23 protein-coding genes are annotated in these 20,352 nt (G+C 41.2%); 20 read left to right on the top strand and 3 right to left on the bottom strand.

Annotation, left to right across the window (positions count from 1 at the left end):
- The 6 genes from ACEYJ7_RS07270 to tyrA all read left to right on the top strand — a co-directional run.
- The coding region (locus ACEYJ7_RS07270) for a Bax inhibitor-1 family protein (protein ID WP_373778409.1) at positions 1-220 on the top strand (220 nt) is incomplete at its 5' end.
- Between the two features lie 123 nt (positions 221-343).
- A complete protein-coding gene (locus tag ACEYJ7_RS07265) occupies positions 344-682 on the top strand; it encodes a TusE/DsrC/DsvC family sulfur relay protein (RefSeq protein WP_373778408.1) in 339 nt (112 codons plus the stop codon).
- A gap of 11 nt (positions 683-693) precedes the next feature.
- Positions 694-1,287 carry a sugar O-acetyltransferase gene (locus tag ACEYJ7_RS07260; RefSeq protein WP_373778407.1) on the top strand — a complete coding sequence of 198 codons (594 nt, stop codon included), beginning with the start codon at positions 694-696 and terminating at the stop codon, positions 1,285-1,287.
- Positions 1,287-2,321: a glycosyltransferase family 9 protein gene (locus tag ACEYJ7_RS07255; RefSeq protein WP_373778406.1), complete on the top strand. Its 1,035-nt coding sequence runs from the start codon at positions 1,287-1,289 to the stop codon at positions 2,319-2,321. Before ACEYJ7_RS07260 ends, ACEYJ7_RS07255 begins: the two co-directional genes overlap by 1 nt.
- 42 nt (positions 2,322-2,363) lie before the next feature.
- Positions 2,364-3,425, top strand: coding sequence for a 3-deoxy-7-phosphoheptulonate synthase (locus ACEYJ7_RS07250; protein WP_373778405.1), 1,062 nt, complete (start codon positions 2,364-2,366; stop codon positions 3,423-3,425).
- A 60-nt stretch (positions 3,426-3,485) separates the two neighbouring features.
- On the top strand, positions 3,486-4,607 hold the full coding sequence (gene tyrA, locus ACEYJ7_RS07245; protein ID WP_373778404.1) for a bifunctional chorismate mutase/prephenate dehydrogenase: 1,122 nt from the start codon (positions 3,486-3,488) through the stop codon (positions 4,605-4,607).
- 109 nt (positions 4,608-4,716) lie between these two features.
- Here tyrA and bamE read toward each other — a convergent pair whose 3' ends face one another.
- Positions 4,717-5,058 (bottom strand): outer membrane protein assembly factor BamE, encoded by a 342-nt coding sequence (gene bamE, locus ACEYJ7_RS07240; protein ID WP_373778403.1) that lies wholly within the window; start codon positions 5,056-5,058, stop codon positions 4,717-4,719.
- A 62-nt stretch (positions 5,059-5,120) separates the two neighbouring features.
- A complete protein-coding gene (gene yejK, locus ACEYJ7_RS07235) occupies positions 5,121-6,122 on the bottom strand; it encodes a nucleoid-associated protein YejK (protein WP_373778402.1) in 1,002 nt (333 codons plus the stop codon).
- 119 nt (positions 6,123-6,241) lie between these two features.
- Here yejK and ACEYJ7_RS07230 point away from each other — a divergent pair, with 119 nt between their 5' ends.
- The 6 genes from ACEYJ7_RS07230 (at position 6,242) to lptD (ending at position 12,494) form a co-directional block, all read left to right on the top strand.
- Complete coding sequence (locus ACEYJ7_RS07230; protein WP_373778401.1) at positions 6,242-6,631, top strand: RidA family protein; 390 nt, start codon at positions 6,242-6,244, stop codon at positions 6,629-6,631.
- Positions 6,631-7,368, top strand: a complete 738-nt coding sequence (pgeF, locus tag ACEYJ7_RS07225) for a peptidoglycan editing factor PgeF (RefSeq protein WP_373778400.1) — start codon at positions 6,631-6,633, stop codon at positions 7,366-7,368. Before ACEYJ7_RS07230 ends, pgeF begins: the two co-directional genes overlap by 1 nt.
- A gap of 234 nt (positions 7,369-7,602) precedes the next feature.
- Positions 7,603-8,187, top strand: coding sequence for a Der GTPase-activating protein YihI (gene yihI / locus ACEYJ7_RS07220; RefSeq protein ID WP_373778399.1), 585 nt, complete (start codon positions 7,603-7,605; stop codon positions 8,185-8,187).
- 2 nt (positions 8,188-8,189) lie between these two features.
- The gene (locus tag ACEYJ7_RS07215; protein ID WP_373778413.1) at positions 8,190-8,639 is read left to right on the top strand and encodes a DUF2489 domain-containing protein; all 450 of its coding nucleotides are present in this window, start codon (positions 8,190-8,192) and stop codon (positions 8,637-8,639) included.
- 8 nt (positions 8,640-8,647) lie between these two features.
- Positions 8,648-10,015 carry an oxygen-independent coproporphyrinogen III oxidase gene (gene hemN / locus ACEYJ7_RS07210; protein WP_373778398.1) on the top strand — a complete coding sequence of 456 codons (1,368 nt, stop codon included), beginning with the start codon at positions 8,648-8,650 and terminating at the stop codon, positions 10,013-10,015.
- Between the two features lie 145 nt (positions 10,016-10,160).
- Complete coding sequence (gene lptD / locus ACEYJ7_RS07205) at positions 10,161-12,494, top strand: LPS assembly protein LptD (RefSeq protein WP_373778397.1); 2,334 nt, start codon at positions 10,161-10,163, stop codon at positions 12,492-12,494.
- A 41-nt stretch (positions 12,495-12,535) separates the two neighbouring features.
- Here lptD and yfbV read toward each other — a convergent pair whose 3' ends face one another.
- A complete protein-coding gene (gene yfbV / locus ACEYJ7_RS07200) occupies positions 12,536-12,970 on the bottom strand; it encodes a terminus macrodomain insulation protein YfbV (protein WP_373778396.1) in 435 nt (144 codons plus the stop codon).
- 139 nt (positions 12,971-13,109) lie between these two features.
- Between yfbV and ACEYJ7_RS07195 the strand changes: the two genes are divergently transcribed.
- The 8 genes from ACEYJ7_RS07195 to ACEYJ7_RS07160 all read left to right on the top strand — a co-directional run bounded on the left by ACEYJ7_RS07195 (position 13,110) and on the right by ACEYJ7_RS07160 (position 20,345).
- Positions 13,110-13,835 carry a hypothetical protein gene (locus ACEYJ7_RS07195; protein WP_373778395.1) on the top strand — a complete coding sequence of 242 codons (726 nt, stop codon included), beginning with the start codon at positions 13,110-13,112 and terminating at the stop codon, positions 13,833-13,835.
- 11 nt (positions 13,836-13,846) lie between these two features.
- The gene (locus tag ACEYJ7_RS07190; protein ID WP_373778394.1) at positions 13,847-14,404 is read left to right on the top strand and encodes a septation protein A; all 558 of its coding nucleotides are present in this window, start codon (positions 13,847-13,849) and stop codon (positions 14,402-14,404) included.
- Positions 14,394-14,849: an acyl-CoA thioester hydrolase YciA gene (gene yciA / locus ACEYJ7_RS07185; protein ID WP_373778393.1), complete on the top strand. Its 456-nt coding sequence runs from the start codon at positions 14,394-14,396 to the stop codon at positions 14,847-14,849. Before ACEYJ7_RS07190 ends, yciA begins: the two co-directional genes overlap by 11 nt.
- Before the next feature lie 21 nt (positions 14,850-14,870).
- Complete coding sequence (locus ACEYJ7_RS07180) at positions 14,871-15,167, top strand: YciI family protein (protein ID WP_373778392.1); 297 nt, start codon at positions 14,871-14,873, stop codon at positions 15,165-15,167.
- 262 nt (positions 15,168-15,429) lie between these two features.
- The gene (glnE, locus tag ACEYJ7_RS07175) at positions 15,430-18,273 is read left to right on the top strand and encodes a bifunctional [glutamate--ammonia ligase]-adenylyl-L-tyrosine phosphorylase/[glutamate--ammonia-ligase] adenylyltransferase (protein ID WP_373778412.1); all 2,844 of its coding nucleotides are present in this window, start codon (positions 15,430-15,432) and stop codon (positions 18,271-18,273) included.
- Positions 18,274-18,376: 103 nt separating this feature from the next.
- A complete protein-coding gene (locus tag ACEYJ7_RS07170; protein ID WP_373778411.1) occupies positions 18,377-18,763 on the top strand; it encodes a hypothetical protein in 387 nt (128 codons plus the stop codon).
- Between the two features lie 179 nt (positions 18,764-18,942).
- Entirely contained in the window at positions 18,943-19,920 is a 978-nt protein-coding gene (locus ACEYJ7_RS07165) for a MucB/RseB C-terminal domain-containing protein (RefSeq protein WP_373778391.1), read from the top strand.
- Positions 19,917-20,345, top strand: a complete 429-nt coding sequence (locus tag ACEYJ7_RS07160) for a SoxR reducing system RseC family protein (RefSeq protein WP_373778390.1) — start codon at positions 19,917-19,919, stop codon at positions 20,343-20,345. The genes ACEYJ7_RS07165 and ACEYJ7_RS07160 overlap by 4 nt, the downstream gene beginning before the upstream one ends.
- The last annotated feature ends 7 nt before the right edge of the window (positions 20,346-20,352 follow it).

The following is a 20,352-nucleotide window of genomic DNA, read 5'->3' as shown; positions in this document are numbered from 1 at the left end:
TGTAATTGCCAATATTTTCTTACAAATTCCGGCATTAAGTTTGGCTATCAGCGCATTATTTGTCATTTTCTCCAGTGCGGCGATTTTATTAACGACCAGCAGCATTATTCATGGTGGTGAAACCAACTACATCTTGGCAACCGTGAATTTATACGTTTCACTTTATAACTTGTTTGTGAGTTTCTTACAACTATTCGGTGCTTTCGGTAGTGACGACTAATTGTTCTCTTCTTTAAAAAATGCCACATTATTGTGGCATTTTTTATTTATGGTTTTGGAAAAGTGCGATAATTTGTGTCAATATAACCTCTTCAAACGTATTTTTGGATTTACAACATAAAGTATGAGCCACTATATCGAACTCAATCAACACAAATTTCCTACAGACGAATTCGGTTACCTTAAAAATCTGGACGATTGGTCGGAAGAACTTGCCGTTGCGATAGCAGCGAAAGAGAATATCGTTTTAAGTGAAGCACATTGGGAAATCGTATTCTTTGTACGCGCTTTTTATCAAGAATATAAAACCTCGCCGGCGATCAGAATGTTGGTGAAATCTCTTTCTCAAAAATTTGGTGAAGAAAAGGGCAGTAGCCGTTATTTACAACGTTTATTTCCTGATGGACCGGCTAAACAAGCGACTAAAATTGCCGGGCTTCCGAAACCGGCAAAATGCCTATAAGGAATATTGATATGAGTGAAAGAGAAAAAATGCTTGCAGGTGAATTATATGATGCCGCAGATCCGGAACTGAAAGCGGGGCGCGCTCGGGCGCGTGAAATTGTTTATCGGCTTAATCAGTTACCGCCGTCGCAACTTACAGAACGTAATGTCCTTTTTCGTAATTTATTCGGTCAAACGGGGCAACATTTTCATATCGAACTTCCTTTTCGTTGTGATTACGGTAATCATATTTTTCTCGGCGAAAATTTCTATTCAAATTACAACTGCACGATGCTAGATGTTGCTACGATCACCATCGGCAATAATGTCATGTTTGCGCCGAATGTATCTCTTTTTACGGCAGGTCACCCGATTGATCCGGAAAAACGTAATAGCGGCTTGGAATTTGGTATGCCGATTACGATTGGTGATAATGTGTGGATTGGCGGAAATACCGTAGTGATGCCGAATGTCAATATCGGCAATAATGTAGTCATCGGTGCGGGCAGCGTTGTAACTAAAGATATACCTGACAATAGTGTCGCTGTCGGCAATCCGTGTAAGGTGTTACGTCAAATCAACGATAACGATAAAATTTACTATTTTAAAGAGCGCAAATTCTAATGAAAACAGCTCCATCAATTTGTATTTTACGCCTTTCCGCTATCGGTGACGTTTGTCATACCCTTGCGGTTGTACAAGCGATTCAGCGTCAATATCCGAAGGCAGAAATCACTTGGATTATCGGAAAAACCGAAGCGGCTTTAATGCAAGGTATTCCGAATGTCACTTTAATTCCCTACGATAAAAAATCAGGCTGGAAAGGTATTTTTACGTTATGGAAGCAACTTCGCAACAAGCGGTTTGATTTCCTGCTTAATTTGCAAACGGCGTTTCGTGCTTCGATTTTGTCGTTAGGGATTAAAGCGAAAACCAAAGTTGGTTTTAATAAAGATCGTGCGCGTGAAGGACAGTGGCTTTTTACAAATTTCAAGGTGGAACAGACCGCTTGTCCGCACGTATTAGACGGACAGATGATGTTTGCCAAAGCGATTGGCGTAACGGACTTAAGCGCACAATGGAACCTACCGGTGAGTCAATTCGATTTGGATTATGCCGCTCAATTTTTGGATAAAAATCGCCAAAATTTGTTGATTGCACCTTGTTCCAGTAAAAAAGAGAAGGACTGGCAGCCGGAAAATTATGCGGAAATCGCAAAATTTGTGGCAGAACATGACATTCATGTCATTGTGTGCGGTTCTGCTGCCGACTATGAAATGGAAACTGCAGCAAAAATTCAACAACTCGCACCGAATTGCCGTAATATAGCGGGTAAAACCAACTTAAAACAGTTGGCGGGTTTAATCCGCCAAGTCGATTTAGTGTTGTCTTCCGATTCCGGTCCGGCGCATATTGCAACGACTCAGCATACACCGATCATCGGCTTATATGCGATTCATAATCCTCGTCGTACAGGTCCTTATCAGGATTTGGATAAAGTAGTTTCGGTTTACGATCAGGCTATTGAACAAAGCTATGGTAAATCGTGGGATAAATTACCTTGGGCGACGAAAGCAAAGGGTAAAGCGTGGATGAAATTAATTACCGTGGATGCCGTAAAACAAAAAGTCATTGAAAGCTTGGGAATAAAACGGTAAATTAAGCCTGTATTAAAACTTTTACACTTTAAGGAAATAAAAATGAACACTGTGGTAAATCAAGACAGCTTGCATAACGTTAATATCGTCGATGAATACGTTTTAATCACCCCGAAAGAACTCAAAACAGAATTTCCTCTTCCGGAAAATCTGCGTAAACAGATTGAAAAATCAAGAAAAGTTATTTCTGATATTATTCATAAACGCGATCCTCGCCAGCTTATTGTAATAGGACCGTGTTCTATTCACGATCCAATTGCTGCGATGGAATATGCGATCAAATTAAAGGAATTATCGGATAAAGTGTCAGATAAACTTTACATTGTTATGCGCGTTTACTTTGAAAAACCGCGTACGACGGTCGGTTGGAAGGGATTGATTAACGACCCGAATTTAGACGGTTCTTTTGATGTGGTCAAAGGTTTACGTATTGCACGTAAACTTTTATTAGATCTTACCGAACTCGGTTTACCTTTGGCAACGGAAGCGTTGGATCCAATTAGTCCGCAATATTTGGCAGATATGTTCAGCTGGTCTGCAATCGGAGCAAGAACAACCGAATCACAAACTCACCGAGAAATGGCATCGGGCTTATCGATGGCTGTCGGGTTTAAAAACGGTACTGATGGTAATCTAGGCGTAGCGATTAATGCAATGCAGGCTTCAGCCCAAGGTCACAGTTTTATCGGTATTAACCAAGAAGGGCAGGTCACTGTATTAACCACTAAAGGTAATCCGGACGGGCATGTGATTTTACGTGGCGGTAAAGCCCCGAACTTTGAAGCACAGTATGTTGCAGAGTGCGAGCAAGTGCTACGTAAAGCGGGTTTGCCTGAAGCGATCATGATCGACTGTAGTCATGGCAATTCAAATAAAGATTATCGTCGCCAGCCACTGGTGGCCGAAAATGTATTGCAGCAATTGATCGCCGGTAATCAATCAATTATTGGTTTAATGATTGAAAGCCATTTGTTTGCCGGCAATCAATCTTCAGAGCAGCCTTTTGAACAAATGAAATACGGTGTATCGATTACCGACGCTTGTATTGACTGGGAAACCACCGAAACATTATTAACCCGTTTCGCTGAAACATTAAGAAAATAATTTTTATAAAAATAGATGGCGTATGTTTTAGTTTTAGCGCACGCCTATTGAGATGACAGTATGAATCCACTAAGTCCTATTCGAGATCAGATCGACCAAATCGATAAGCAACTGATTCAACTTTTTGCCAAACGTTTAGCCTTGGTTGCCGAAGTCGGCAAAATTAAACAACAACACGGTTTACCGATTTATGATCCGGCGCGCGAAACGGCAATGATCAACGCCCGTCGTCAGGAAGCGGAAAAACAGGGGATTCCTGCGGATTTGGTTGAAGACGTATTGCGTCGGGTTATGCGTGAATCTTACGCCAATGAAAATAAACACGGTTTTAAAGCGACAAATCCGGAGATTAAAAAAATCGTAGTCGTAGGCGGTCGAGGAAAATTAGGTGGGTTATTTGTACGTTATTTTGCTAAATCAGGCTATCAAGCGGTGCCGTTGGGTAGCCAAGACTGGGAAAATGCAGAACATATTCTGGGCGGTGCCGATGTCGTTATTGTCTGTGTACCGATTGATAAAACCCTTGAAACCATTGCGCGTTTACAGCCGTATTTAACTGAAAATATGATTTTGGCGGATCTCACCTCGGTAAAAGTTCAACCGTTGGCAAAAATGTTGGAAGTTCATGAAGGCGCGGTAGTCGGCTTGCACCCCATGTTCGGACCTGATATCGCCAGTATGGCTAAACAGGTAGTCGCTTGTTGTCACGGGCGATTTTCCGAGCGCTATCAATGGTTGTTAGAGCAAATCAGAATTTGGGGCGCAAAAGTGGAGCAAATTGATGCCCATGAACACGATCATTCTATGACCTACATTCAGGCTCTACGCCACTTTTCTACCTTTGCTTACGGGTTACATTTATCTCAACAACCGGTGAAATTGTCACAGCTGTTGGCATTGTCATCTCCGATTTACCGCTTAGAATTGGCGATGATCGGTCGTCTGTTTGCTCAAGACGGGGCGTTATATGCCGATATTATCGCCGATAAACCGGAAAATTTAGATGTGATTGAATCACTGCAACAAAGTTTTACGCAAAGCGTGGCATTTTTCAAAAATCACGATAAGCAGGGCTTTATTGATGCATTTGAAAAGGTTCATCATTGGTTTGGCGATTATTCGGAACAGTTTTTGAAAGAAAGCCGCAATTTATTGCAACAGGCGAATGATTTAAGAACCTAGTGGCAAAACAAAAGAGGCATTGAATGACGCCTCTTTGGGGTTTTGAACAAGCGGTCTGTTTGATGCAGAAATTTGCAAATTAATCGCTGTTTCCGAGCGCTTGTAATGCTTATTCTGCAGAATTCAGCGGTTTATCCAATTTGACTTCGCTCACTAAATTACGTTGGTCAAAGTAAACGAATAGGGTGTGCTGAACCGGCTCTTCATGGCCTTTACGATTGATGAAAACATAATCCCAGCGGTTTTCATTAAAAACATCTTTAAGCACCGGCGCGCCGAGTAAATATTGCACTTGCTCTTTATTCATACCCACTTGCACTTGATCGATTCTGTCTTGTTCCAAGTAGTTACCTTGCGGCACATCAATTCGATACACCACCTTTTCCACCGTGGAACAAGCACTCACGCCAACAGTGAGTAATAAAATTGCAACAAGAGATTTTATTTTCATAGTTATACCTTCAATGTTCGGGAATTACGGCAGATCATACCGAAACCGTTATAAAAATGCCATTATTTATTACGCATGAGTTGATCGCGTAAATTGGTGGGTAACCCTTTGATAGTCAATGTGTCATTTAGTTCATCCCAAATAATGCGTTGGTTTAATAATTCTGCATCAAAACTAAGAGTGACGCCTTTGCCGGAACCGGAATATTTGGTCAGTGTTTTTAGCGCATTACGCATCGGCGGGATGTTGTCCTCCAAACCGTATTCCTGCGCTTGGGCAAATTCAACGAATTGCTGTTCGTTTAAGGTCGGCAAATTATCGGACAAATCGCTTAACGTAATCTCTTCTCCGCTGTTGATTTGCCCTTTGCAATAATCGAACACCTGTTTTTTCACCGCTTGAGTCTGAGTATTGTCTAATTCGCCTTGTTGACAATAATCACTGACAGCTTGCAGGAGAACTTGGTTTTGAACTTGTGGATTTAAGCCTTCTTCTGCACTTAAAAAATCCATAAAAAAGTCAGCGACTTTCCTACCGACTCTCCCTTTGATAAAAGTTAAATAACGGTTAGATTGGGCGTTAATTTTGAGTTCGGTTAAGTTGATTCGACAAGCAATATCATATTGGGTTATGTCCAAATATTCGGTACGTTTTACCTCCAGCTGTTCGTCTACCAACATGGAAGATCGGCTATCGATCAAGGCGATAAACAGATATTCGGTTGTTAAAAAAGTGTAGCGACAGAGAATAAAGGTGCCGCCTGACGCAAAGGGATATTTCACCAATTCGCTCGCCAACATTTTGGCGCAACTGTGGCTGAAGGGCAGAAAATCGGTCTCATTTTCTAACAAACGATTAAGTTGTTGAGCAAATACCGACTCCGATAGAAATACTCCGTAGGCTTTTGCTTTTCCTTGATAAGCCTGATGAAGTTGTAGCATCATTTGCTCCGCTTCGGAGCTAATGGTCAGCAAGTTTTCTCTTAATACGGTTTGGAGTTCGGGGGATTCACTGTTTGTTTGGTGAAGTTGGTGTAGTACGATTTCGGTAACGTTGATACTCATAGATTCTCTTACAAGCGGTTAGATTTGATTAGAATTTTGCAATTATATGCTATTTACAAAAGGTAAAAAACCTTTCAAACTCTCACCACTTATTTCTCCTCCGTTTAAAAGGAAATATTATGACAAAAGTAATTCACACAGAGCATGCGCCAAAAGCGATAGGTCCTTATGTACAAGCCGTTGATTTGGGTAATTTGGTGTTAACTTCGGGTCAGATCCCGCTCGATCCCCAAACTGGTGAAATCCCAAGTGAAATCGAAGAGCAAACCCGTCGGGCGTTGGAAAATGTCAAAGCGATTATTGAACAAGCGGGTTTAACCGTTGCCGATATTGTGAAAACCACGGTATTTATGCAAGATCTGGAAGAATTTGCGGAAATGAACGTAGTATATGAAGCTTTTTTTAAAGAGAACAATCATCCTTCTTTCCCTGCTCGTTCTTGTGTTGAAGTGGCTCGTTTGCCGAAAGATGTCAGCATTGAAATTGAAGCTGTTGCGGTAAGAAAATAATGAAGTTCATCCTACCGACTTGGTCTGTGCCGGAAAATATCCGTGCTTTAACGACCACTCGTTCCGGCGGCGTAAGTGTTGCACCTTTTGATCGTTTGAATTTAGGCAGCCATGTGGGCGACAGTCTTGAAGATGTACAACAAAATCGCGAATTGTTAGCGAAAGAGGCTAAGTTACCGCAATCACCGGTTTATTTGACTCAAACACATAGTACTCGCGTTATTCGTTTGCCTTATCGCGGAACGGATTTGGAAGCGGATGCGGTGTATACCAATCAACCGAATCAAGTCTGTTTAGTGATGACGGCAGATTGCTTACCGATTATCTTTGCTGACCGCGACGGAAAAGAAGTTGCAGCGGCACATGCCGGTTGGCGTGGATTGTGTGACGGTGTGGTTGAAGCGACTGTCGCAGAATTTACCGCTGCGCCAAATGATATTTGTGTTTGGTTAGGGCCGGCAATCGGACCAACGGCATTTCAAGTCGGGCAAGATGTGATCGATCAATTTTGTGTATTTGACCCGCAAGCGGCTGAAGCTTTTGTACCGGACCCGACAACAAGCGGTAAGTTTTTAGGTAATCTTTACCAAATTGCTCGCCAGCGATTAAATAAGCTCGGTATTCAGACAATTACAGGCGGTGATTTTTGCACTTTCTGCGATAGAGAAAACTTTTTTTCTTATCGTCGGGATAAAGTGACAGGGCGAATGGCAACGCTAATTTGGCGCGATATATAAGCCTTTTCATACTAGTGCGTGACATTTTATCAAACTGTTTTTGCAAAATAATGGGCGTATCTCACCGCTTGCAGAGGGGCTGTGACTCCCTGTTTATTTATGCCTTGTACTCACAAAGAGATCTTTCGGCTTAAATAATAAACAAGAATAAACAGCCCTGAAGCAATCTCAATTTTTTCATTCTCTAAGTTGTGATACAATCCGCTCCTATTTTAATCTTAAAAAACCTATATTATGAGTCGCTCAAAAAAAACGCGTAGAATTACCGATATCATGCCTGCCAGAAAGGTAGAAAAGAAACCTTACGAGCAAGATAAAACCAAAATCAGTCCGTCTAAAAACCGTAAACCGACCCGTTATGAGTTGGATTTAGCCGCCCTTGAAGAAAAGAAAAAGCGTAAGCATAAGGGCTTGCCTTCCGGTTCACGCACCAATGATGCGGTAGCACAGAAAAAAGCAGCGGAAAAAACGCCAAAAGATCCGCGTATCGGTAGTCGTAAAAAAGTCCCATTAGTTGTGGAATTTGTGAATCGTCCGGATCAACCGATCAAACCGGTGATTCCAGCAACTGAAATTGCCAAACCACGCTTGGCTCCTGAAATCGAGCTTGAACAGTTAGAAAATAATGAAATTCTTAATGAGTTATTAGATGCGTTGGAAGCCGGCAAGACCTTATCGCCGAAAGATCAGCAATTTGTCGATGAATGTCTGGATCGCGTATACGAATTAATGGCGGAGCTTGGTATTGAAGACGAAGAGGAAGATGAAGACGCATTATTACGCCAGTTTGAAACCATGGATATTAATAAATTCCGTTAATGATGATACGATTTTTTTTAATTATTCTCGCCGTACTGATTATGCTTTCTTTGGCTGGTTATGCCATTACTCTATTGGTGAAGTTGAACAGACAAAAAAAGCAGTTACAGCAGGCAAAAAATGAACGTTATCAAAACATCATTGATAGTATTGATGTGATTGCCCGTGCAATGTTAGCAGACCAATGTGATTTTTCCGAAGGCGTATTACGGCTAAAACCATTGTTGGATATATTGGGCAAAAAACTATCCGTTTTCCCTGCAATGTGGGCGCTTTATCAAGTGGTCGAGTCTATGCCGATTTTGGCAGAACGTAAAAATTTGAAACGCAATGAGCGGATGAAGTTGGATTTGGAACGTGAAGCTAAAGAAGCGGAATTAGAACAACAAATTAAAACAGAACTTCGTCAATTGTTAAAAGACGTAGAACAATTCAAACAAGAGTTGAAGTAGGCAAGTCAATGTCAGAAATTATTTGGGATATCAATCTTATCCAAAAATATAATCAATCAGGACCGCGTTATACCTCTTATCCAACCGCATTAGAGTTTAACGAATCCTATAACGATGATGATTTTAAAGCAGCGGCGGCACGTTATCCGGACAAGCCGCTTTCTCTTTATATTCATATTCCGTTTTGCCACAAGCTATGTTATTTCTGTGCTTGTAATAAAATTATTACTCGTCACCAGCATAAAGTGGATATCTATTTGGATTACCTCGAAAAAGAAATCAAATACCGTGCGGAGTTATTCCGAAACCGTACGGTCACCCAAATACATTGGGGCGGCGGTACTCCGACTTATTTAAATGAAGAGCAGTCTTTACGCCTGATGGCGATGTTGAGAAAACATTTTAATGTCAGTTCGGATGCGGAAATCAGTATCGAAATGGATCCGCGGGAGATCGAATTGGATATGTTGGATCATTTGCGCTCAATCGGATTTAACCGAATCAGTATGGGGATTCAGGATTTCAACAAAGAGGTGCAAAAATTAGTGAATCGCGAACAAGACGAAGATTTTATTTTTGCCTTGATGAAGCGAGCGAAATCACTAGGGTTTGCCTCAACCAATATTGATCTGATCTACGGTTTGCCAAAACAGACGGTTGAAAGTTTTATGTTTACTTTGCAAAAAGTCATTGAATTGAATCCGGACAGAATGAGCGTGTTTAACTATGCGCATTTACCGAGCCGTTTTGCGGCACAGATTAAAATTCGCGATGATATGTTGCCGGCTCCGGAAATAAAATTAGAGATCCTGCAAAAAACTATTGAAACCTTGAATAATGCAGGCTACAAATTTATCGGTATGGATCATTTTGCTAAGCCGAACGATGAACTGGCGATTGCTCAGGAAAAAGGTGAGCTACATCGCAATTTCCAAGGCTATACGACTCAGGAAGATGCGGATTTAGTCGGATTAGGTGTTTCGGCAATCAGCCTGCTTGGCGACAGCTACGCTCAAAATCATAAAGAGCTGAAGCAGTATTATGCCGAAGTGGAAATGCGTGGTATTGCGTTACATAAAGGTTTAAGTATGACAAAAGACGATTGTTTGCGTCGTGATGTGATCAAATCTTTAATTTGTAACTTCAAGTTGGATTATGCACAGGTTGAACAAGCCTACCATATTGATTTTAAAAACTATTTTTCAGAAGATTTATCGTTGTTGGCACCACTTGCTAAAGACGGTTTGCTTGAGATCAATGAGACTGGCATAGTGATTTCACCTCGCGGTCGTTTGTTAGTACGCAATATCTGTATGTGTTTTGATATCTATTCAAGGCAGCAGGCAAAACGCCAACAATTCTCGAGAATTATTTAATTCTGGTTGTGTATCGGCGCAACCGATTTGCAAATTTTCGCGGATAACAGACCGCTTGTAAGAGTCCGTTATACTTAGAACGCAAATTCACACTTCTCCCTCAAATAGTTAAAGGGAAGGGGAAATTTAAAAATAGGACGAATCTATGAAACAACATCATTACAGCCTACTTTCTATTGCCGTGATGGCAGCTTGTTACAGTAATTATGCTGTTGCCGATTTGAAAAGCCAATGTTTGTTGGGTGTTCCGCAGTTTCAAGGGGAAGTGGTACAGGGCGATCAAACCCAATTACCCGTTTATATTGAGGCGGACAATGCAGTGATTAATCAACCGACAGATGCGACCTATAGCGGAGATGTCAGCATTAAGCAAGGCAATCGTTCGGTATATGCGGATCAAGTCCGTGTAGAACAACAAGGCGATGCTGTTCGTCATGCCTATTTAAACGGTAAATTTGATTATCGTGATAATCTGATCAATGCCACCGGGACGGAAGCCAAAATTAATCTGAGCGGTAATGAAGCCCAATTATCCAATGCCGATTATCAATTAGTCGGTCAGCAAGGACGAGGATCGGCCGAAGAAGTTTCAGCCAATTCGGATACTCGCATCATGAAAAATGCGACTTTTACGTCTTGTTTAAGTAATGATAATTCGTGGTCGATTGAAGCCAATGAGATGATCCAACACGTTAAAGAAGAGTATGCAGAGATGTGGCATGCTCGCTTTAAGATTAAAGATGTACCGGTTTTTTATTCTCCGTACTTACAATTTCCGATTGGTGATCGTCGCCGTTCAGGGTTGTTGATTCCGAGTGCCGGTCACTCTAGCCGCGACGGCTATACGTATTCACAACCTTTTTATTGGAATATTGCACCGAATATGGATGCAACCGTTACACCGACTTATTATTCCAAACGCGGTTGGCAAATCAGTCCGGAATTCCGTTATTTAACGGTATTGGGTGAAGGAAAATTCGCTACGGAATATTTAAATAAAGATCGCTTAGACGAATGGACTGAGAAAAACCGCTCGCGTTATCTGTTATTTTGGCAACATCAAGCCAGTTTCTTAAATAACTGGCGTTTTTCTGTCGATTATACTCGCGTAAGCGATAGACGTTACTTTTCTGACTTTGATTCGGAATATGGCAGCAGTACTGATGGTTATGCAACACAGAACTTTAAGTTAGGTTATTTCCAACCGAATTATAATTTCTCGATTGCGGCGAAAAAATTCCAAACATTTGATGAGTCGGGAAGTAAGCCTTATCGTGTTTTTCCACAACTTGAGTTTCATTATTATAAAAATCATCTAGTTAAAAACGGTGATTTCGCTTTCTTTGCTCAGATTTCGCATTTTGAAAATGATGATAATACGATGCCGACAGCGTGGCGTTTCCACGCCGAGCCGGCTATTAATTTTCCGTTTGCCAATCGTTTCGGAAGTATTAATTTAGAAAGTAAACTCTATACAACTTATTATATTCAAAAACAAGGTTCGGCAGAGGATGCAGAACCTGTAAAAAATCGAGTTTCTCGTACTATTCCGCAATTTAAGGTGGATATAAAAACGACATTGGAATCGGATAAACCAATTTTCAGTGGTTTTACCCAAGTGTTGGAGCCAAGGGCACAATATTTATACCGTCCATATCGAAATCAACGTTATATCGGTTCCCGGATGCAGGACAGCTTGGGGTTAGGCTATGATTCGGCATTATTACAACAAGATTATTACTCGTTATTTAATGATCGTCGTTACAGCGGTTTAGACCGTATTGCTTCTGCGAACCAAATTACATTAGGGGGAACCACGCGTTTCTTCAGCGATAAAACCGGTAATGAAGTGTTTAACTTCAGTGCAGGGCAGATTTACTATATTACCCAATCTAAAGTAGACAGTACCTCGGAAAATACCAGAGCGAAGCGTTCTTCATCTTGGTCGCTGGAATCTAACTGGAAATTCCATGAAAAATGGAATTGGCATGGTAGCTATCAATATGACACCCGTTTAAATGAAACGTCATTAGCCAATATGTCGTTGCAATATAAACCTAAAGAAAATCACGTGGTGCAGTTGAATTATCGATATGCAAGTAAAAGCTATATCGACCAAAACTTAAGTAGCAATAGATATGGTCAGGATATCAAGCAGATCGGCGCGGTAGTCGGTTGGGAGTTAACTGATAACGTGTCTATGATGGTAAGTCATTATCATGATTTAGCATTGAGTAAATCGGTAGAAAGTCAGCTTGGTTTGACTTACAACACCTGTTGTTGGAGTACGACTCTTTATACGGCACGTCGTTTAACCGCAACGCCGTCAGGTCAAAGCGATACTGTCAATGATTTCTACTATGACAACCGTTTCGGTATTAATTTTGAATTACGCTTCGGTAATAACTACAGCAGTGGCGTATCGAAGATGTTGAAACGAGGCATTATTCCTTATACGGAAGCATTCAATATCAACTAAGACGACAAAGGGCATCGAATGATGCCCTTTGTTATTTAACGCTATAGCTCATTAAAATATTGGTCACCCCAAGTGCTTTCTGCAAGGCGCAGAAGATTTGCAAAATCTTGGTAAGTTGGAACCGCTTGATCGGCAATTTTATGCCGTTCGTTAATCAGTTTTTGACGCAATTCTTCATACCATTTCAATAATGATAACGGCAACGGTGATTTTGCCCGTCTGCCAAGCCAAAATAACCCTTGAAAAGGAATACTCAACGCGAATAAAGATGTTAGGGTTGCGTTTGCCAATACTGCTTGTTCCGGATCATAAAAAAAGTATTGCCAAATGAGGGCAAAACAGGCGAATGCCGGCATAATGCGAGAGGCAAATTTCACCAATTGAATAAGGCGGTAATCGGGCATAAATAAACTCAATTTTTTTTGATTCGGAAACGTGTTCAAATAACGTTGTCCCGCTTGTAATGTGGTATACATAATAATGATTGATCCAATCTAAAGGAATTGCATTGTAACTGACTGATACAAATCTACAATAGCGAAGAGGACTAACTGTTGCTATACTTTGCAACATTTCTTTATTTTATACTCAATAACTTGAATTAAAGGATTTCGAATGCCGATTAAATTTCCTAATTTGTTACAAGATAGTTGGAATTTTATGCGTAATCAAGCGCAATTTTCCGTTTACGCTATTGTATTATTAATGGTATTACAGATTGTCAGTTTTCATGGGATGCCTAAAATCGACCCGACAAAAGTTAAAGATATTGAGTCTGTTTTACTGGCTCAATTGGTTCCATCCATGATTTCCGCATTGATAAGCATGTTTATTAACGCCATGATTATTCTTAATATTAAATCAATTAATCAAGGTACTTATCAACACTTCTTCCAAAATTTAGGTGAAACATTGAAAGTCTTTTTCCCTCTCATCGGTTTAACTATTTTTATGGTTCTACCGGTTTCAATCGGCGTGTCTTTTGCCGGGACTGTCGGACAAAGCGGAGAGCTATCGATTATGATTTTGCCTTTGATGTTAGCGGGTATCTATATTTTCGTAAAACTCAATCTTGCCGTTTATGCCTATTTAATTGAGGATCCAAGAAAAAGTGTAATAGAAACACTCAAATTCACTTGGGGGTTAAGTCGTGGGAAAATGGCTTTAATGTTCTTATTCTGCATTATTGCTTATATGGTACCTAGCTTGTTAGGTTCGGTTGTGGTGCGTTTTAATGATCCGACGGGTTTAACTCCTGCGATGTTTAGCGGTTTTATCGGTGTATTCGTTGCAGTATTCGGTTTCCGTTTTTACCAAGTTTTTCGCGCGCTTCCACGTTAATTGAGGATCCAATGAAACAATTATTAGAATTTATTCCACTAATTCTTTTTTTTATCGTATATAAAACCTACGGCGTGCAAGAGGCTGCATTAGTGTTGGTTGTCGCGACTGTTGTACAGCTAATCGTATTAAAAGCGTTATATAAAAAAATCGAAAAAAATCAATGGATTTTAGGCGGAGCAGTGGTCTTTTTCGGCTTGTTAACCGCTTATTTTAACGATCTCGATTTTCTAAAATGGAAAGTGACATTGGTTAATGCGCTGTTTGCCGTCGCATTATTAGTCAGCCAATTTGTCTTTAAAAAACCATTAATACAAATGCTGCTTGGTAAAGAACTACAATTACCACAAGCGGTTTGGAGTAAATTAAACTTGGGTTGGGCGGCATTTTTTATTCTCTGTATGATCATCAATATCATCATCAGCGAATTTTTCTCTAATGATGCTTGGGCGAATTTTAAAGTATTCGGTTTAACCGGATTAAGTTTTGCCGCAGTCATTGCCACCGGTTTTTATCTCTATCCTTATTTAAAAGATCAAGAACAAGCAGAGGATAACAATGCAAAATAAACAAGAACGTTTGCCAGACGGAACGCTTATTCTACGCACTCTCGCAATGCCGTCGGATACCAATGCCAACGGTGATATTTTCGGCGGTTGGATTATGTCGCAAATGGATATGGGCGGTGCGATTTTAGCCAAAGAATTAGCCAAAGGGCGTGTTGTTACCGTTTCCGTCGATAAAATGAGTTTTATTAGCCCGGTTTCCGTCGGTGATGTCGTTTGTTGCTACGGGCGTTGCGTTAAAGTCGGTAAAACATCCATGCAGGTAAAAGTGGAAGTTTGGATTAAAAAAGTCTCCGATGGCGCCGGTGACCGCCACTGCGTTACTGAAGCGTTATTTACCTTTGTTGCTATCGATAAAAACGGTAAACCACGGGCGATTCCGCGTGATCATAATCCGGATTTGGATTTTGTTTTAGCTGAAATCGCTCGGGCAGAACAGAATCAATAAACAACCAAAGAGGAAAACAGAATGTACTATGTTATTTTTGCTCAAGATATTCCCGGCACGTTGGCAAAACGTTTAGCAGTGCGTGAAAAGCATTTAGTGCGTTTGCAGCAACTTCAAGCGGAAGATCGTTTGTTAACCGCAGGTCCGAATCCGGCAATTGACGATGAAAATCCGGGCGAAGCGGGCTTTACCGGTTCAACGGTGATTGCCAAATTTGATTCCCTTGAAGCGGCAAAACAGTGGGCAAGTCAAGATCCGTACGTTGAAGCCGGTGTTTACGGTGATGTGATTGTTAAGCCGTTTAAGAAAGTATTTTAATTAAATTTGGTCTCATTCATGGATCTTAAATGAGAATTTGCAAATTTTGAGCTGAAACTGACCGCTTGTATTCTTCGGTTTCGTAAAGCATTGCCGCTTTATTTGTGTTTCGGGCATCGGCAAAGCTGATGCTCAAATAACCGGTATTCGCCTCCTTACGGGGCGGAATTATCCCTTAAAATTGACTATTCAAGTTTTGAATCACTATGGCGTTTATACCGTCGGAGATCCTGCCATGCTTAGCGAACTCTTCTTCCTTTCAATGCAAAAACTCAATGAGCTACTCGTTCAACATCGACTTGCTGCAGATTTGCAAAATTCAGCCCGAATCAGACCGCTTGTAACGGCGATGGCAATGTCCGATTTTGTTACGCAGCAGTTGCAGAAACAGCCGGAATTGTTAGCACAATGGATAGAAAAATATCCTACTATTGAAGATTGTCGTCACTATGCAGAACGCTTAGCTGCCGAGCTGGTTGAGGTTCAAGATGAAGAGCAGCTACAGCGTACTTTGCGCCGTTTCCGCCATCGTGAAATGGCAATATTGAGTTTTGTTCAATCGAATAATCCGCATCAGGTCCAAGTGATATTTGAGGCGTTGTCTGATCTTGCCGAGGCACTGATTTTGGGCGCGCGTGATTGGTTATTTGAACGGCTGTGTGCGGAGTACGGTACGCCGATGAATGAATTGGGAGAAAAGCAGGAATTATTCATTCTTGGCATGGGAAAATTGGGTGGACGAGAGCTGAATTTTTCCTCGGACATCGACTTAATCTTTACTTATCCTGATGTGGGAGAAACTGTCGGCGGTAATAAGTCGCTGGACAACAGTAAGTTTTTTACTCGGCTTGGACAGCGTTTGATCCGAGCATTAGATGAAATTACCCTAGACGGCTTTGTTTACCGTACCGATATGCGCTTGCGTCCGTTCGGCGATAGCGGGGCGTTAGTATTGAGTTTTGCGGCGATGGAAGACTATTACCAAGAACAAGGTCGGGATTGGGAACGTTATGCGATGATCAAAGCCAGAATTTTGGGTGAAGATCCGAATAACATTAACCATAAATATCTCAAACAGATGCTACGTCCCTTTGTCTATCGCCGTTATTTGGATTTCGGCGCAATTCAATCTTTGCGTGATATGAAATATAAAATCAGCCGTGAAGTTTTGCGTCGCGGTTTGGTCGATAATATTAAACTCGGTGCCGGTGGAATTCGTGAAATTGAGTTTATTGTTCAAACTTTCCAAATGATACGCGGCGGACGTGATAAGATTTTGCAACAGCGTAGTTTGCTTGCGGTATTGCCGCAATTGGCATCATTGAATTTATTGACGGAAATACAAGTCGCCCGGCTACAAGATGCTTATCTGTTTTTACGCCATGTAGAAAATGTGTTACAGGCGATTAATGATCAACAAACCCAAACATTACCGAGTAATGAAACGGATCGTTTGCGGATCGCCTATGCGCTTTCTTTACCCGATGAGCCTATTTCTTGGGATAACTTCCTTGCTAAGTTGAATTTCCATCAACAACACGTACGAGCCGTGTTTAACGAATTAATCGGTGAGGAAGATGAAGGGGAAGAATCCGACGATAATCAACAACTGGCGGTGTGGCGAGATATTCTCAACTATCCGATGACAGAAGAGGATTTGACAAGCGGTTTGAAAGATTACACGGTTGATCCGGCAGATTACGCTGAAATTTACCGTCATCTTTCCAATACTTTTCAAGATTGGGTGAAACGCCCGATTGGTGTGCGCGGACGTGAAGTGCTGCAAAAATTGATGCCGATTGTCGTGGACAGTATTTTCAAACAAAGTGATTACTTGATGTTGCTACCGCGTATTTTGAATATCATTGATAAAATTACTACTCGTACAACGTATTTGGAATTATTGTACGAAAAAGAGCAAATTTTGCCGCAACTGCTTACCCTGTGCGGTCAATCGAGTATGATTGCCGAACAGATCGCGCGCTACCCAATGTTATTGGACGAGCTGATTTTACAAAAAAGTTTAACCAATATTATTGAGTTAGACCAATATCCGATGGTGTTGCAGGAATATTTAATGCGTATTCCGGAAGATGATGAAGAAGCGCTATTCGATGCGTTACGCCAATTTAAGCAGAGCCACATTTTACGTATTGCCGCCGCAGATATTTTAGGCGTATTGCCCGTCATGAAAATCAGCGATCACCTGACGTACTTAGCGGAAGCAATTATTCGGGCTGTGGTCAATACGGCATGGCGACAGGTTTCGCAACGGTTCGGTACGCCGGAACATTTACCAAACGGTGAACAGGATTTTGTGGTCATCGGTTACGGTAAATTGGGCGGAATCGAGTTGGGCTATAATTCCGATTTAGATTTAGTTTTTTTACATGATGCGCCGGAAAACAGTGAAACCGTCGGTGGTAAGAAATCGATCTCCAGTCATCAGTTCTATTTAAAACTGGCACAAAAAATTAACGGAATTTTTAATCTGAATACCAGCGCCGGTGTGTTGTATGACGTTGATATGCGGTTACGACCATCTGGTGAAGCGGGGCTTTTAGTCAGTACTTTCAATGCTTATGATGCATATCAAAAGCAGGAAGCTTGGACGTGGGAAACACAAGCTTTAGTTCGTGCTAGAGCAGTTTACGGCACGCCGGCGTTACGCCAAAAATTTGAAGCGATTCGAAAAAGTACGCTGTCGATGGCTCGTACAAGCGGTCAGTTACGCGAAGAAATTTGCAAAATGCGTAAAAAAATGTATCAACATCTGAGTAAAAGTAGCGCGGATCAGTTCCATTTGAAAACGGACCAAGGCGGGATTACCGATATTGAATTTATTGCGCAATATTTGGTGCTTGAATATGCCCATCGCCATCCGCAAATGGCGGTATGGTCGGATAATGTCCGTATTTTTGACAGTGCAACGGAGTGCGGTATTTTGTCTATTGAGCAAGGGGAAAAACTGAAACATTGCTATACCACGCTACGTAATCAGATCCACCATTTGAATTTGTTGAATAAAGCAAGTATTGTCGGTGCAACGGAATTTTGTGAAGAGCGTGCTTTTGTGACAGAAATGTGGCAAAAACTATTTGGCTAGAATGGATAACTTGCTTATTATGATCGATATGGGCAAAACCAAATGGTAGCCAGCGATCTCCCCAAGATCGCAGATATTTTGCAAAAATTAACGAGGTGAAATGATGAACGTCTTAAAAGTCACTTGCCTGATTTCAGGTATTTTATTAACGGCTTGTGCATTAACGCCTGAACAAAAAGCAGAACGTGAGGCAAAGCGGATTCGCGCCGAGCAAGAGTTGCAAGTTCAATTAGCCAAACAGTGTGATCCTGAAACGGCAGAACTGATTCATGAACAGTATAATCCGCCGCTCAGCCGTACTGCTGAAGAAGAGCGGAGATTTAATCAACGCTATGCGGAAAAAGTCAATAATCCGGTATTTCAAGCTTGTTATCATTTAGCGTGGCAAAATCACAAGGCACAAGAAGAGCTTCAATCTATGCGCAATTATTACGATAACGATTTCAGATGGCGTTTCGGTTTCGGTACTTTCTGCTATAGCTGCTGGTAGCGTGAACAAGCGGTCGGTTTTCTGAAAAAATTTACAAATTCGGAACTGCTTGAATCGATTGAGGTTCAAGCAGTTTTTGTATTTTTTACAGCTCTGAAAGCGCTTTTTAGTAAGGAATGTAGTCGATTCTTGTAAAAATTTGTTACAATCGCACCGCTTGTATTAACAGAATGAAAATAATGAAGAAACTTCCATTTATCTACTTTTTCGTGATGATGTTTCTTTCGTTTTTTGCCCGGGCAGAACAATTACAAAATCCGTTGGCGTATCTTAATGAGATGACGAAAGCGCATCAAACACTGAATTACGAACAGTTTTATATTTTACAACATGGGGAAACCACGGAATCTCTACGTTATCGCCATGCTTATTGGAATGGCAAAAAATTCGCACAATTATTGGTGTTGGACGGTTCCCGTGAAGAGATCATTTTACGTGATGATATTGTGAGTTATTTTGGCGATTTTCAACCTTTTAGCTTACCAAGCCGCTATATTTTGGACAATTTGCCTTCGGTGTTGTATAGCAATTTTAATCAGTTAGAGGGCTATCATTTTATCGATGCCGGGCGTGAACGCATTGCGAATCGGATTGCGCGAGTAATTCGTATTGTGGCAGTAGACGATTTTCGCTATCAATATACACTTTGGATTGATGAAGAAAATTATTTGTTGCTGAAAAGCAATTTAACCGATCGGGACAACAATGTGTTGGAGCAGTTCCGAGTGATTCAAAGTACGGTTGACGAGCAACTCTTATATATTGTTGAGCCGATTAGTTCGTTAATTTTACCGGCATTGATCACACATAAAGAGAATGATATGTCAAATCAACTGGAATGGATGCCGACTTGGTTACCAAGAGGGTTTAAGGCATTAGCTTCGGGTAGGCAAAGTTTATCTGAGATGCTAATGAGTAATGAACATATTGAGAGTCAGTTGTATAGCGATGGTCTATTTACTTTCACGGTGTATGTGGTTGAAAACCGTGGAATCGTTTTTAACGAACAGTTTTGGCGGGAAGGAAAAATGAGTATTTATAGTCAAACCATTGATGATAAAGATATTGTTATTGTCGGTGAAATTCCGTTAGTGACTGCGCGTCATATCGTGCAAGAGCTTCGTCATTCTGTTTCTGCAGAGGAGCGCGAACAATGATGATTGAACGAGCGACGGTACTCCGTTATCGAAACGGTTGGGCAACAGTGCAATGTCAAGCTAAAGCAGGTTGCGGAGGTTGTTCCGGTCAAGCGACTTGCGGTACCAAATCATTATCAGCACTTGCCGGTGAAAAAGTGGCACCACAATTTGAATTAGCGGTAGAGCAACCTTTGAGTGAAGGGGATATCGTAGAGATTGGTTTGGCAGAGAAAAGCGTGCTAATCAGTGTATTTTGGCTCTATTGCCTGCCATTGATGGTTGTGATTGCCTCCGCACTTATTTTATCACAGTGGATTGAAAGTGAATTGTGGGTGGCGTTAGGCATTGTTGCCAGTACAGCCTCCGCATTTATGTTAATAAAAAGAAGAATGGATCGGAAAGAACAGACGGCATTCACCCCTGTTTTTTTACGTAAAGTTTAAGGGAGAT

Source organism: Glaesserella sp., from assembly GCF_041814905.1.
Classification (GTDB): Bacteria; Pseudomonadota; Gammaproteobacteria; order Enterobacterales; family Pasteurellaceae; genus Glaesserella.
The sequence above is the reverse complement of the archived record's forward strand: the minus strand, read 5'-3'. Positions and strand labels throughout refer to the sequence as shown.